A 13,961-nucleotide genomic window follows, 5' to 3' on the forward strand; every position below is an offset into this window, starting at 1 on the left:
CTGGCCGGTACCCGTTCGGGTACCGCAGCCAACGACATTCGCACGCTGTGGCAGCGCAAGATCGACACCGGCGAGTTGGACGTCTTCACCCGCGACGACGCCGCTCTGGAACCCGTGCGCGTCCGTTACCTTCCGGCGCCGCTCGCCGTGACGTTGGCACTGGCCGTCGTGGGTATCGCCCTGTTCATCACAGCCTGATACCCACGACGCGCGCGCCGATGACTGACTCATCGGGTGGCCCGGTTGACGGCACCGCGCATGTTGGCGTTGGTACCGGCATCCACGTCGCCACGCTCGTTGCGATGTTCGCCGCGTTCGCGAGCCTTCTTGGGGTTGAACTTGCGCTGGCGAGGATCGAACGCGTCTCGCAGACCGTCACCAATGAAGTTGATGGTCAACGCGATGGTCACGATGAACACGCCGGGCCACCAGAACAACCACGGCCGAGTCGCGAACGCTGTTTGGTTCTCGCTGATGAGACGGCCCAGTGACCAGTCCGGCGCTTGGATACCGAGCCCCAGATAGGACAGCGCAGTTTCCAGCAGAATCGCCGAGGACATCAACAGTGTGATGTTCACGGTGATCACACCCACGGTGTTGGGCAGGATGTGCTTGAAGATAATGCGGCCGCTGGACGCGCCGGCGAGCCGAGCGGCGTCGACGAACTCGCGTTCGCGCAGCGACAGGAACTCACCGCGCACCAGACGGGCCAGCGGTGGCCACGATGCCGCACCGATCAGCAAGCCCAGGGCGATGACCGTGGCGACCGTGGGTAACCCGGTGGAACGCACAAAGGAGATGGCCATTCGCCCCAGCAACGCCGCCAGAATCACCAGCGGGATGATGATGATCACGTCGGTCAGGCGCATCAGGATGGCTTCGGTCCAGCCGCGGAAGTAGCCGGAAAGGCCACCGACCACTGTGCCCAGAATGCCAGCGATCACACCCACCACGACCATCACGATCAGGGAGTACTGCGTTCCCTGCATGGTCATGGCGAACAGGTCTCGGCCCAGGTTGTCCTGACCGAAGGGATGATCGCCCAGGCTCGGAGGCAGAAGTGACAGTGTGGGACGGCCGCCATTGACAACGGTTCCCGTCGCGTCAGGATCCCACTTCCACCAGCCCGGGACGGTCCAATGCCAATGGACGTGATCGCCAGCAGGACGATGAAAAGGAGAACGATCAGCGAAACGACCGCACCCGTGTTGCCGAAGAACCGCTGGCGGACTAGCTGCCCCTGGCTCTTTCCCTGGACGTCGTTGCGAGGCTCGCCCATGGGACCAAGGTTCTCGGCCTCTTGAACGTCAATTTGCTGCGGCTGGCTCATGCTTTCACCCTCACACGCGGGTCGAGAACGGAGTACACGAGGTCAGCAATGAGGTTGAAGACCATTGCCACGATTCCCGTGACCAAGAAGACACCCATCACGGGGTTGGGGTCCACGTTGCGTACAGATTGCACGAACAACTGGCCCATACCAGTGAACGCGAAGACGGATTCAGTGATGATCGCACCACCGATGAGAGCGCCGATGTCGTAGGCCACCAGGGTGGCCAACGGGATCAGCGCGTTACGGAAGGCATGACGCATGACCACGGTGCGCTCGGACAAGCCCTTGGCGCGGGCCGTACGGATGTAGTCCTGGCCCATGATCTCGAGCATGGAGGCCCGCGAGTAACGGGAGTAAGACGCCAGTGCGAGCAAGGTCAGGGCAATGGTCGGCAGCAACAGGTGGGTAAACCGGTCGATGCCCATGATCCAGAAATCACCGGTCAGACCTGGTGTTGCAGCGCTGGCCGTGGCGATCGGACGCCCTCGGATGTGGCCGGAGTCCAAGTAGTTCGGCCAGGACTGCATGAAGCGGTCAAGGATGATGAGCAGCGCCACGAAGAACCCGGTGATACCGGCCACGCGCATGCCCTGACCTCGGTCGTAACCACCGGCAAAGAAACCAATGGCCGCACCGATGGCGATCATGACCAGGCACAGGATGATCACGGTCAGCAGGCCTGCGCCTCGGAAGAAGCTCTGGACCGGGAAATAAAGGGCGAGCCCCACCAGTACGGTTGCTAGGCCCGCATAGAGAGCGCGCTTATTACGCAGCCCCGAAATAAGGATGGTCGTGATCACGGCCACGAGAACACCGGTGAGACCGATCAAGGGGATGCCCAGGAACGGCGCCGTCAACCAGTTGGTCGCCAACACGAAGTACACGATGCCCGAGGTCACCAGGAATCCCAGCACCCCCATGAGGATGCGAGTCTTCAGCTTCCCGAAGGACACGAGGTACCAGATCAACCCGGCCACCACGCCGATAGCCAGGATGCTGGCTAGGGACATGACCGGGTCTTGTAAGAAGTCGTTGAAGGAAATCGCCACAATTTCTTTGAGCAGCACCGCCAACCAGAAGCTCGGCAGAGAGAAGCACAAGAACGTGAAGAACGTGATGCCGTAGTCCAGTCCGGAGTACTGGCGAAGGGCTGAAACGATGCCCAGCGTGATACCGATGACGATGGCCAGGATGGTTCCTGCGGTCACCAGCATGATGGTCTGGCCCATGGCGAAGGCCAGCATCTGGGTCACTTCCATACCCTCGCGGCTCAAGCCCAAAGTGCAAGTGTCCGTAAATGGTGCGAGGCATCCCAGTGCGCCACCCAGCCACGTGAAGTAGCGAAGAATGGGTGGCTGATCGAGATTCAAGGCTTCGGTTCGCGCAGGAATCAATTGGGCCGCGTTGGGGTGTCCGTACAAATCCCAGAGCGGGTCGCCCGATGCCGCCGTCATCATGTAAACGATGAATGAGGCACCCAGCAGAATGAAAACGGCCGTGACGAGCCGTCGAAGAATGTAAGAAATCATGTCGCTGCCTTGTGAGGGTGTAAGGGTGACAGCGTGTTGCGAGACCGCGTCAACTTCCCACGGACTCGCAACACGCCATGCACACTAGACGGTTAGCTCCTTCAAGTGAGCTCGTGCGCCTTACTTACGCGACCACTCCCACACGTTCCAGAACACGCCGTCCTGGTTGGGCTGGTATTCGGTCACACCGTCGATCTGGTCGGACACTCCGAAGAAGCCCGGGGACTGGAACAGCGGCAGACCGTAGCCGTCCTCGAAGGTGTGCTTGTCGATCTGGACAATCTGCTCATCTCGAGCGTCCTTGTCCAGGTTGGAACGAGCCTCGTCGGTGAGCTTGTCCACCTCGGGGTTGGAGTACTTGTTGTAGTTACCGCCACCGCCGGTCTTGAAGATCTGGGACAACATTTCAGTGCCCACACCCGGGGAGACCCAGCCGAACAGCGATGCATCGTAGTCACCGTCCGCGAGCTTCTCCGACCAGTTGGGGTCACCCAAGTCCTCAACCTTGAAGCCGGCCTGCTCTGCGGATTCCTTGATCAGCTGGAAAGTATCCACGCGCAGCGGGTTCTCGTTGTTGTAGAGAATCCGCACGGTCGGGGTCTTGCCATCGAGCAGTTCCTTGGCGCCGTCGATATCGACGTCACCGTAGAGGTCTTCTGCCTGGTTCTCCTCGGTGGTCTTCCCGTACTCTTCCTGGCTGGTGACCCACATCTGGGAGTTCAGCACGGAGGCCTCGTCGTTGACCGGCTTGATGAGCTGATCGACGATCTGCTGACGCGGAACGGTCTTCAGGAATGCCTCTCGGACTGCTTGATCCTCAAAGGTGTCCGCGCCGAAGTTCAGGTCCAGGTGGTCGTAGGCAAGCTGGCCGCCCTGGATGACCTCCACGTTGTCCAACTCGTTCACCTGGTCGATGGTGTCTTTGTTGACGTTGCCCGGAGCCATGATGTCGACTTCGCCGTTGCGCAGTGCCTGGATCTGAGCGGTCGCGTCACCAATGGTGCGCACCGTGATTTCATCGAGCTTGCCCGCGTTGTCACCGGTGTAACTATCGTTCTTGACCAGGGTCACGGAGTTGTTCTCAACGATGTCGTTGATCTTGTACGGACCGTTGGAGACCAGCAGGCTCTCGTCCTCCGGCTTGTCCGAGAACTGGAAGGCCTCGGCCCAGGTCTTGCCGATCTCTTCAAGTTCGGGACGTTCCTGCGGATCCTCGGGATTACCTTCGGGCGAGTCCTCCAGCGTCTTAAGGAGTTCGTCCTCGGTCATGCCGGCCTGCTCTGCAACCACGTGAGCCGGCTGCAGGTAATCGTTGTCAAAGGCGATTTCCCAGTCAGACTGAGGTTCCTCATAGGTGATGGTGAAGGACTTGCCGTCCTCGGAGAACTCGGGCTTATCAGTTTTGCCCATGATGTCCGTGGATCCTGCGATATTGAAGTACTTGGTACCCGTTTCGGCCTCGGCGTCCTCATCGTTGTGGTAGCCGGACAGGATCGACCACCAGAGCATGATGTCGGCCTTGTCGATGGCATTGCCATCGGACCACTCCGGATCGTTCAGTGTGTACTCGACGGTCAAGGGATCGTCGGAAGTCTTCTCGTAGCTGCCAAAGCCCTCATTGGGCACAATTTCCTGCGCGGGGTTCACGTAAATGAACCCCTCGCGCGTGGCGTTCGCGATCTTGCCGTTGATGTCCAGGTTGGTAGCAGCCGTGGCGTTATTGACTGCGGTGAACGCGTTGGTCTCAGCAACGGTCACGACACCGCCCTCTTGGCCGCCCCCGTTGTCACCGCCGCCGTTTTCGTCTCCGCCGCCGCCGACGTTGGCACAGCCGGACAGTGCCAGTGCGGCAATGGCAGCAACTGAAACAGCTGCCTTGCCCTTAAAGGTGTAATTTCCCATGACGGTATCTCTCCTGGTGTGGTGTCACGATCGGTGGGGCACCACGGTGTGCTTCCACCCGTGAATTGGATGAGTTGTGCGTGAAGTGTGTTTCACCTCACAAGTGAGATCTAGGTTACCGGTCGTTCACCATGAACACGCCTACTAGTTGTCCGTGTCCGACAAATCCGCTTCATTTGTTACCCATTGGTCACAATCCCGAAACACCAACTGCCTGATTGAGACGAAATCCGTTCTGACCACGGCTCCTGTCTCTCTTGACTCATCCTGTGACTACGCTGGTCTCAACAAGTACAGCTACCGGGAGGAACCGTCATGACTCAGCACCCGCAGGACCCCGTACAGCCTCGGCGTGAGCCGTCAGAGACCGGTGAATCCTTCGACTCGGGCGCACCAAACGTGGGAGACCGCAGCGTGGAACGCGACCGCGCGACGTCGTCGTCGGTGGAATCGACCCGCGGCGACCAGCACGACACTCGCACCGCGCGCGCAACCGATCCCACATTGGACGGACCCAAGAAGCGCGGCGTGTCCGGCATCGTGTGGGCCGCGCTGATCCTGGGCGTGATCATCCTGATCCTGCTCCTGATCTTCATCATCCAGAACAACGTGTCCACGCGATTCGAATACATGGCGTGGCAGTTCAGCTTGCCACTCGGTGTCGCCATGCTGCTCTCCGCCGTGGCGGGTGCACTGGTCATGGCGCTCGTGGGATCGGTGCGCATGTTTACGCTGGGCCACCGCGTGCGCAAACTCGAGAAGGAACGCGCGCGGATCCAGGACACCCTCAACCGGTAAGCGATCATGACGCCCCCGGCCCAACTCAGCGCACAGGACGGCTGAGTCATGACCACCGTTGCCATTTACCTGGTGGTGGTCATGGGGCTGGGGGCGTTCGCGCATCTGATTCGGCTGCCACCCCTACTGGGGTTCTTGGCGGCCGGTTTTCTGCTCAACGGCCTGGGTGTTGAACGGCTGCACGAACTGGAGCTGTTGTCCGAGCTCGGTGTCACGCTGCTGCTGTTCGGGATCGGGCTCAAGCTGGACGTCCGCACCCTGCTGGGTAAAGAGGTGTGGGCTGCCGGCGGCATTCACATGGTCGTGAGCGCCGTGGCCAGTGCGGGCGTCCTGTGGCTCATGATGCTGGCCGGTCTGGAGCTGGCCGGTGAAACTCTGGGCACGGTACTGCTCGTGGCTTTTGCTCTGTCCTTTTCATCCACTGTTCTGGTGGTCAAGATCTTGGACGAGCGCGGCGAGTCGAACTCCCTGTACGGGCGCGTGGCCGTGGGCATTCTGGTACTCCAAGACATTGCCGCGGTCCTGTATCTGACCATCTCCAGCGGCCACCTCCCCTCCCCCTGGGCGCTGCTGGTACTCGCACTGCTTTGGCCGGTCACCCGGCTTGCGCGGATGTTGTGGTCCCGGTTGGGGCACGGTGAGTTGCTGGCCCTGTTCGGCGTGGTCATGGCGCTGGTTCCGGGCTGGTGGGCCTTCACCGTCACGGGACTCAAGGGTGATCTAGGGGCTCTCCTGGTGGGCGTGCTTCTGGCCTCCCATCCGCTAGCCCGGGACCTGGCCAAGTCGATCCTCACCGTGAAGGACCTGCTGCTCGTGGGGTTCTTCGTGAGCATCGGTTTCTACGGACTGCCTAGCCTGGAAATGGTCATCATGGCCGTGATTCTGTGCCTGTTGATCCCGCTGCAGTCCGCGATCATGGCCGCGGTTCTCACGCTCTGCGGGCTACGACGGCGCACGGCAGTCCGCGGGGCCCTCGCCCTGGCCAATTATTCGGAGTTCGCTCTCATCGTGGGTGCCACGGCAGTGGCCTCCGGCATGCTCGACGACGACTGGCTCGTCATGCTCGCATGTGCCGTGGCCCTGAGCTTCGTGGTGTCCACGGTGCTCAACCGTCGCGGCAGCCTGATCACCACCGCCCTGCTGCGCTCCGTCCCGGAAGCACCCGAGGATCAGCTGCACCCCGAGGACCGGCCGCTGGACCTGACGCGGGCGGACGTCCTGGTCATGGGGATGGGCCGAGTGGGCACGGCGACCTACAACGAGTTCACCATCACCACCTCACACAAAGTGGTCGGGCTCGAGATCGACCCCGTGAGGGCACATCACCTGTGGGAGCGGGGCTACGACGTCGAGAATGCGGACGCCACGGACGCGGACGTGTGGGACCGGATCTCCGCGACCGGCCATGTGAAAGTTGCCGTGCTGGCCATGCCGTTCCACGACGCCAACCTGACCGCGCTGCACGAACTGCACAAATCGGATTTCTCCGGCCGCGTGGCCGCAGTAGCGCAATACGAGGATCAAGTGGCCGAGCTGGAGAAATTGGGCGTGAACACGGTGATCAATCTGTACTCCGGCGCTGGACTCGCGCTGGCCGTGGAGGCGCAGGAGGACCTGGAGCACCCCGAGAGCTGACTTCCCGCCCGTTCGAACGGCGAAATTCACCCGCTGCACAGGATTGAAACTCAGCGGGTGTGGCCCCCACCACGGGGTAGGCTGGAGGGCAGTCCAGTGACCGTCAAACCAAGGAGTCATTGCCCCATGCCTAAGATCATCTACACCAAGACGGATGAGGCGCCCCTGCTCGCCACCTATTCCTTCAAGCCCGTGGTCGAGGCCTTCGCGTCCACCGCCGGTGTTGAGGTGGAGACTCGGGACATTTCCCTGGCCGGCCGCATTGCCGCTCAGTTCCCGGATCGCCTGACCGAAGAGCAGCGCGTGGCCGATGCCCTCACCGAACTGGGCGAGCTGGCCAAGACCCCGGAAGCCAACATCGTGAAGCTTCCCAACATCTCCGCGTCCATCCCGCAGCTCAAGGCAGCCATTGCCGAGCTCCAGGCCGCCGGCTACGACATTCCGGATTACCCGGAAGAGGCCGTGACGGAGCAGGACAAGGACATCCGCGCCCGTTACGACAAGGTCAAGGGTTCCGCCGTGAACCCCGTGCTGCGCGAGGGCAACTCGGACCGCCGTGCTCCCAAGGCCGTGAAGAACTACGCCAAGAAGCACCCGCACTCCATGGGTGAATGGTCCGCTGATTCCAAGACCAACGTGGCCACCATGGGTCAGAACGACTTCCGCGCCAACGAGCAGTCCGTGGTCATGCCCGCCGATGACACCCTCAAGATTCAGCTGGTCACCGATCAGGGCACCGAGGTGCTCAAGGAATCCGTGCCCGTGCTCAAGGGCGAAGTGGTCGACTCCACCTTCATGAGCGCCGCTGCTCTGGACGAGTTCCTCAAGGCCCAGGTGCCCGTGCCAAGGATGAGGACGTGCTGTTCTCGACCCACCTCAAGGCCACCATGATGAAGGTCTCCGACCCCATCATCTTCGGCCACGTGGTCAAGGCGTTCTTCCCCGAGGTCTTCGCTCAGTACGGCGATCAGCTGGCTCAGGCCGGTCTGTCCCCCAACGACGGCCTGGGTGGCATCCTGTCCGGCCTGTCCAACGTGGCCGACGGTGACAAGATCAAGGCCGCCATCGAAGAGGGCATCAACAACGGCCCCGAGCTGGCGTACGTGAACTCGGACAAGGGCATCACCAACCTGCACGTGCCGTCGGACGTGATCGTGGATGCTTCCATGCCCGCCATGATCCGCACCTCCGGCAAGATGTGGGGCCGTGAGGGCCAGCAGGAGGACACCCTGGCAGTGCTGCCGGATTCCTCCTACGCCGGTGTGTACCAGGCCGTGATCGAGGACTGCCGCGCCAACGCGCCTACGACCCCACCACCATGGGCACCGTTCCCAACGTGGGCCTCATGGCACAGAAGGCCGAGGAATACGGCTCGCACGACAAGACCTTCGAGATCGAGAAGGCCGGCACCGTGCAGGTCGTCAACCAGGCCGGCGAGGTCCTGATGTCCCACGAGGTTCAGCCCGGTGACATCTGGCGCGCGTGCCAGGCCAAGGACGCTCCCATCAAGGACTGGGTCCAGTTGGCCGTTCGCCGTTCGCGCGAGTCCGGCATGCCGGCCGTGTTCTGGTTGGACGAGTCCCGCGCCCATGACCGCAACCTGATCGAAAAGGTCAACCAGTACCTGGCCGAGGAGGACACCGACGGTCTGGACATCCGGATCCTCTCCCCCGTGGACGCCACCACGTTCACGATCGAGCGCATCCGCCGCGGCGAGGACACCATCTCCGTGACCGGCAACGTGTTGCGTGACTACCTCACCGACCTGTTCCCCATCCTGGAACTGGGCACCTCCGCCAAGATGCTGTCCATCGTTCCGCTGATGAACGGCGGCGGTCTGTTCGAGACCGGTGCCGGTGGTTCCGCTCCCAAGCACGTGCAGCAGCTCGTCGAGGAAAACCACCTCCGTTGGGATTCCCTGGGTGAGTTCCTGGCCCTGGCTGCCTCCTTCGAGCACCTGGCCACTCGTTATGACAACCCCAAGGCTCAGGTTCTGGCGGACACGCTGGACCGCGCCACGGGCACGTTCCTCAACGAGAACAAGTCCCCGTCCCGCAAGGCCGGCGAGCTCGACAACCGCGGCTCGCACTTCTACCTCGCGCTCTTCTGGGCCGAGGAACTGGCCAAGCAGACCGAGGACGCCGAGTTGGCCAAGGCCTTCGAGAAGGTCGCCTCCGAGCTGCGTTCCAACGAGGACACCATCCTCAAGGAGCTGCTCGAGGTTCAGGTTCGCCCGCCGACATCGGCGGTTACTACTGGCCCAGCAACGAGAAGGCCTCCAACGTGATGCGCCCCTCGGCCACGCTCAACAAGATCGTGGATTCGCTCAGCGCCTGATCGCGTAGCGCGTTTCCAGATCGACGACGCCGCCGCGTCGCCTCTTCGGGGGCGGCGCGGCGGCGTCATTCTCGCCGTGGTTCCCCACGTCGAGGAACCGGGCACGAAAAAGGGGCGGGACCGAAAGGCCCCGCCCCTTAGAGGTGACTGTTTAGGACAAGACGTCCTCAGCGGCGTCGTAATCGGGCTCGTCGGTGATTTCGTCGACGAGCTGGGTGTAAACCACCTCACCGTTTTCGTTGAGAACCACGACGGCGCGGGCCAGCAGACCCTCGAGCGGGCCGTCGGTCTGAACCAGGCCGTAGTCCTCGCCGAAGCTGGAACGGAATGCGGAACCGGTGGTGACGTTCTCAATGCCCTCGGCGCTGCAGAAGCGATCGTGAGCGAACGGAAGGTCCTTGGACACGCACACCACTGCGGTGTTGTCGAGTGCTGCCGCGCGCTCGTTGAACTCACGCACGGACTGGGCGCACACGCCGGTGTCCAACGACGGGAAGATGTTGAGGACCACGCGCTTGCCAGAGAAATCCTGGGAAGTCACGGGGCCGAGATCGGAACCCACCAGATCAAAAGCGGGTGCGGTGGTGCCCACGTCGGGCAGTTCGCCGGAGGTGTGGACGGTGTTTCCCTGAAATGCGGTAGTTGCCATGTCTTCATTGTGCTGTGAGCCACGCGTCATGTCAGCATCTTTCGCCATCTTTAGCCGTGCGCTGAACTTCCCGCTGCTAGTGTCGTAAGTCACTACCCATTCGCATCACAGGTGTCCCACCGCGCCTCAGGAGGATTCATGAGTCCAGAACCCGTCAACGTTGCCGTCACCGGAGCCGCAGGCCAGATCTGCTACAGCTTGCTGTTCCGCATTTCGCAGGGTGACCTGTTCGGACCGGATCAGCCCGTTCGCCTGCAGTTGCTGGAGATCCCCCAGGCCCTGCGCCCTGGACGGCGTGGTCATGGAACTCATGGACTGCGCGTTCCCGCTGCTCGCGGATGTGCAGACCGGTGACGATCCCGAGAAGGTCTTCGACGGCGCCAACCTCGCGCTGCTCGTGGGGGCCCGTCCGCGGACCAAGGGCATGGAGCGCGGCGACCTGTTGGAAGCCAACGGTGCCATCTTCACGGCACAGGGTGCGGCATTGAACAAGGTGGCCGCGGACGACATCCGCGTGGTGATCACGGGCAACCCCGCCAACACCAACGCTCTGATCGCCCAACAGAACGCCCCGGACATCCCCGCCGAGCGCTTCAGCGCTCTGACCCGGCTGGACCACAACCGCGCCAAGTCGCTGTTGTCGCACCAGACCGGAGCACCGGTGACCGACATCAAGCGCATGACCATTTGGGGTAACCACTCCGCCACGCAGTACCCGGACCTGAGCCACACCACGGTGGGCGGCAAGCCCGCACTGGATCTGGTGGATCACTCGTGGGTCGAGGAAGAGTACATTCCGCGGGTTGCCAAGCGCGGTGCGGAAATTCTGGCGGCGCGCGGCACTTCATCCGCAGCCTCTGCGGCCGGCGCCACGGTGGACCACGCTCGCGATCTGTTCCGCGGCACGCCCGAGGGCGATTGGACATCCATGGCGGTTGTGTCGGACGGTTCCTACGGCGTACCGGAAGGCCTGGTCAGCTCGTTCCCGGTGACCACGTCCAACGGCGACTGGTCGATCGTGCAGGACCTGGATATCTCCGGCTTCTCCCGTTCACGCATCGACGCGTCCGTCGAGGAACTCGAGTCGGAGCGCACGGCGGTCAAGGAACTGGGACTGATCTAAGCTTCCGGCCCAACGTGAGCGGCCTGATGTGAGGAAACCGCAGGCACGCAGTCTGAGGGGAGGATTGTGCAGAGATCGTGGCGATTTTCAGCACAATCCTCCCCTCACGCTTGGCCCCGGTTCGGCTGCTCAGCGGCCAAGTGCTTCGTGGAACATCTCTTCGGCGTCGTTGGAGAAGGGCACGAAGATGACGGTTTCCACCGACGTGTCCGCTTCTTGTACCGTTCGCACGGCGATCTCCGTGGCGCTGTCCATGGGCCACCCGTAGATCCCGGCCGAGATGGCGGGGAACGCCACGGACTTCGCACCGATCTCATCCGCCACCCGCAGCGACTCCCGGTAGCACGAGGCCAGAATGTCACTGCGGTCGGTCTTCTTGGCGAAGACCGGACCCACCGTATGAATGACCCATCGGGCCGGAAGGTTGTAACCGTCCGTGGCCACGGCCTGGCCCGGCGGGAGGCCGTCCTTGAGAGTGCTTTCGCGCAACCGTTTGCACTCCTCCAACAGCTGCTTGCCGGCCGCCCGGTGGATGGCACCGTCCACTCCCCCGCCACCGAGCAGCGATGAGTTGGCGGCGTTGACGATGGCGTCTGCTTGAACCTTGGTGATGTCACCTTTGACGATCTGAACGTCCATGGCTTCACCCTACGCTCACGGCCCTCGAATGCCAGGGGCTGAATCCCTGGCCGCGGAGCGTCCACGTGCCTAGGCTGAGGGCATGGCTGATCTTCCGATTTTCGACGATTCCCAGGTCCAGAACGTGCTGTGCGTGGTCGCGCACCCGGATGACATGGAGTACGGCGGTTCCGCCGCGGCGGCCGATGGGTGGAGCGCGGCGCGAGCGTCTCCTATCTGTTGCTGACCGCGGGTGAGGCGGGTATCCGAGACCAGGATCCGAGCGACGTCGGCCCTTTGAGAGCTCAGGAACAGCGGGAGGCCTGTGCCGCAGTGGGTGTCGAAAAACTCACGATCCTGGATCTGCCGGACGGCATGCTCGAATCCGGATTGGACATCCGCAAACGCATTGCTCGGGAGATCCGGAAGATCAAGCCGGACACCGTGGTCACCATCAATTGGGACGTGATGGCCGCGTGGGGCCTCAATCAAGCGGACCACAGGGTGGCCGGGCTAGCCACGCTGGACGCCATCCGCGACGCTGACAATCCGTGGGTCTTCCGTGAGCTCATGGACGAAGAGAACCTGGAACCCTGGGGCGTCACCCGTCTGATCGTCAGCGGTGTGGAGCCCGATTACGCGATCGAGCTGTCCGAGGCCAACATTAACGCCGCGGTCGAATCGCTGCGCTGCCACAAGCAGTACCTTGCGGCGCTGGGCAGCCACCCGGATCCCCAGGAGATGATCACGGGCATGACCTCGGAAGCCGGTCAGGCCGCCGGAGTGGATCATGCCCTGGGCATCAAGCTGTACAAAATGCGCTGATCCCCGGTCCGGCAGTCGGGACCGTCGAGGTCACGTCTCTTCGTCGGTCATGGCCGCCACGTACATCCACCGGCCGGCGCGCTTGCGGAACAGGGACACCTCGTGTTGGCTGTCCCCTCGTCCCGCCGCGATATAGCGCGCCGTGAATTCGACGACGCCGCTCTCATCCTTCGCTTGCCCCGCCTCCGTCTCGTGGATGGTCAGGCCCAGCCACTCCGTGCTCGGATCCGCGGATACTTCCGCGGGGCGGGTCGACGGGTGCCAGGTCCGGAACAAATGATCCTGGTTGCCCAGCGCGAAGGCCGTGTACCGCGAGCGCATCAGGCTTCGGCGGTCTCGGGCCAGCGCTGATTGCTCAGTGCCGGTTCGCAGCATTGTTCGAAGGACGCACCGGCCGGATTTCCGCCGCAGGGACACACACTCATTCGTCGAAGTTTACCGCTGTCCCGGGGCGGCCGAGCTGGCCTGTCAGCCACGTCGCCGGGCCTTCAGGTCGCCCGGGTCCGGGTGGTGTCTCGGTTCATGCACCCGCCGCGAGCGCGATGGCTTGGTCGAGCATGGGTTCGGTCAGTCGACCGGTGAACGTGTTCTGTTGGCTCACGTGATAGCAGCCCACGAGCCGCACGGGTCGACCGTCCGGTCGCTTCAGTTCAGTGACGGCACCGTGGCCGAACTTCGGTCGAGGTTTTGGAACCTCCCAGCCCATCCGCACGGCGGCGGCGAGCGTGGTTTGCCACGCAATACCGCCCAGCGCCATGATCCCCTCAACATCGGGCAAGAGGGTCAATTCGCGGTCGATCCATCCGCTGCACGCCGCCTTCTCCGCGGGCAACGGCTTGTTGGCGGGTGGGGCGCACCGAACGGGAGCAATCATGCGCACCCCTCGTAACTGTTGCCCGTCTCCCGCGGTGGTCACCGTCTCGTGAGCCGCAAAACCGGCTCGATACAGCGCCGCATAGAGCCAATCGCCCGCGCGGTCCCCGGTGAACATCCGACCGGTCCGGTTCCCACCGTTGGCCGCGGGTGCCAGTCCGACAATCACGAGTTTGGCGTCCGGATCGCCAAAGGACGGGACCGGCCTGCCCAGTACGGCTCACCGGCAAACGATGCGCGCTTGTGCTCTGCCACGCTCTCCCGCCACTCGACCAGCCGCTCGCAGGCCCGGCACACGCTGCACAGGCGTTCAGGTCGCCGACGCCGCTCGCGCCGTCC

The 13,961-nt window shown here is 62.9% G+C and carries 9 protein-coding genes and 5 pseudogenes; 7 read left to right on the top strand and 7 right to left on the bottom strand.

Annotated elements, in window-relative coordinates; translation table 11 throughout:
• Positions 1–198 (top strand): annotated as a pseudogene (locus tag YO9_RS0108545) (PH domain-containing protein); the annotation flags it as partial.
• A 29-nt stretch (positions 199–227) separates the two neighbouring features.
• Here YO9_RS0108545 and YO9_RS0108550 read toward each other — a convergent pair.
• From YO9_RS0108550 to YO9_RS0108560, 3 genes and pseudogenes are all read right to left on the bottom strand, one after another.
• A pseudogene (locus tag YO9_RS0108550) lies at positions 228–1,330 on the bottom strand (ABC transporter permease).
• A complete protein-coding gene (locus YO9_RS0108555; protein ID WP_016997107.1) occupies positions 1,327–2,862 on the bottom strand; it encodes an ABC transporter permease subunit in 1,536 nt (511 codons plus the stop codon). The pseudogene YO9_RS0108550 and the gene YO9_RS0108555 overlap by 4 nt, the downstream one beginning before the upstream one ends.
• Before the next feature lie 120 nt (positions 2,863–2,982).
• Positions 2,983–4,764, bottom strand: a complete 1,782-nt coding sequence (locus tag YO9_RS0108560; protein WP_016997108.1) for an ABC transporter family substrate-binding protein — start codon at positions 4,762–4,764, stop codon at positions 2,983–2,985.
• A 315-nt stretch (positions 4,765–5,079) separates the two neighbouring features.
• Here YO9_RS0108560 and YO9_RS0108565 point away from each other — a divergent pair, with 315 nt between their 5' ends.
• From YO9_RS0108565 to YO9_RS0108575, 3 genes and pseudogenes are all read left to right on the top strand, one after another.
• On the top strand, positions 5,080–5,562 hold the full coding sequence (locus YO9_RS0108565; protein WP_016997109.1) for a LapA family protein: 483 nt from the start codon (positions 5,080–5,082) through the stop codon (positions 5,560–5,562).
• Between the two features lie 48 nt (positions 5,563–5,610).
• Positions 5,611–7,197: a cation:proton antiporter family protein gene (locus tag YO9_RS0108570; RefSeq protein ID WP_016997110.1), complete on the top strand. Its 1,587-nt coding sequence runs from the start codon at positions 5,611–5,613 to the stop codon at positions 7,195–7,197.
• Positions 7,198–7,323: 126 nt separating this feature from the next.
• Positions 7,324–9,534, top strand: a pseudogene (locus tag YO9_RS0108575) (NADP-dependent isocitrate dehydrogenase).
• A gap of 151 nt (positions 9,535–9,685) precedes the next feature.
• Here the strand turns inward: YO9_RS0108575 and tpx are convergent.
• Positions 9,686–10,183 carry a thiol peroxidase gene (gene tpx, locus YO9_RS0108580; protein ID WP_016997111.1) on the bottom strand — a complete coding sequence of 166 codons (498 nt, stop codon included), beginning with the start codon at positions 10,181–10,183 and terminating at the stop codon, positions 9,686–9,688.
• A 138-nt stretch (positions 10,184–10,321) separates the two neighbouring features.
• On the opposite strand from tpx, the pseudogene YO9_RS0108585 reads away from it, so the two are divergent.
• Positions 10,322–11,306 (top strand): annotated as a pseudogene (locus YO9_RS0108585) (malate dehydrogenase).
• Positions 11,307–11,435: 129 nt separating this feature from the next.
• Here the strand turns inward: YO9_RS0108585 and YO9_RS0108590 are convergent.
• Positions 11,436–11,945 (bottom strand): O-acetyl-ADP-ribose deacetylase, encoded by a 510-nt coding sequence (locus YO9_RS0108590; RefSeq protein ID WP_016997114.1) that lies wholly within the window; start codon positions 11,943–11,945, stop codon positions 11,436–11,438.
• A gap of 82 nt (positions 11,946–12,027) precedes the next feature.
• On the opposite strand from YO9_RS0108590, the gene YO9_RS20800 reads away from it, so the two are divergent.
• Both YO9_RS20800 and YO9_RS0108595 read left to right on the top strand, forming a co-directional pair.
• Positions 12,028–12,171 carry a hypothetical protein gene (locus YO9_RS20800; protein WP_317259799.1) on the top strand — a complete coding sequence of 48 codons (144 nt, stop codon included), beginning with the start codon at positions 12,028–12,030 and terminating at the stop codon, positions 12,169–12,171.
• Positions 12,135–12,749, top strand: a complete 615-nt coding sequence (locus tag YO9_RS0108595; protein WP_016997115.1) for a PIG-L deacetylase family protein — start codon at positions 12,135–12,137, stop codon at positions 12,747–12,749. Before YO9_RS20800 ends, YO9_RS0108595 begins: the two co-directional genes overlap by 37 nt.
• Positions 12,750–12,779: 30 nt before the next feature.
• Here YO9_RS0108595 and YO9_RS0108600 read toward each other — a convergent pair whose 3' ends face one another.
• Together YO9_RS0108600 and YO9_RS0108605 are read right to left on the bottom strand one after the other, a co-directional pair.
• Positions 12,780–13,124 (bottom strand): YchJ family protein, encoded by a 345-nt coding sequence (locus YO9_RS0108600; protein WP_031272940.1) that lies wholly within the window; start codon positions 13,122–13,124, stop codon positions 12,780–12,782.
• Positions 13,125–13,269: 145 nt separating this feature from the next.
• Positions 13,270–13,928, bottom strand: a pseudogene (locus YO9_RS0108605) (uracil-DNA glycosylase).
• Between the last annotated feature and the right edge of the window lie 33 nt (positions 13,929–13,961).

The organism is Kocuria atrinae C3-8, from assembly GCF_000286355.1.
In the GTDB taxonomy this organism is placed as follows: domain Bacteria; phylum Actinomycetota; class Actinomycetes; order Actinomycetales; family Micrococcaceae; genus Kocuria; species Kocuria atrinae_A.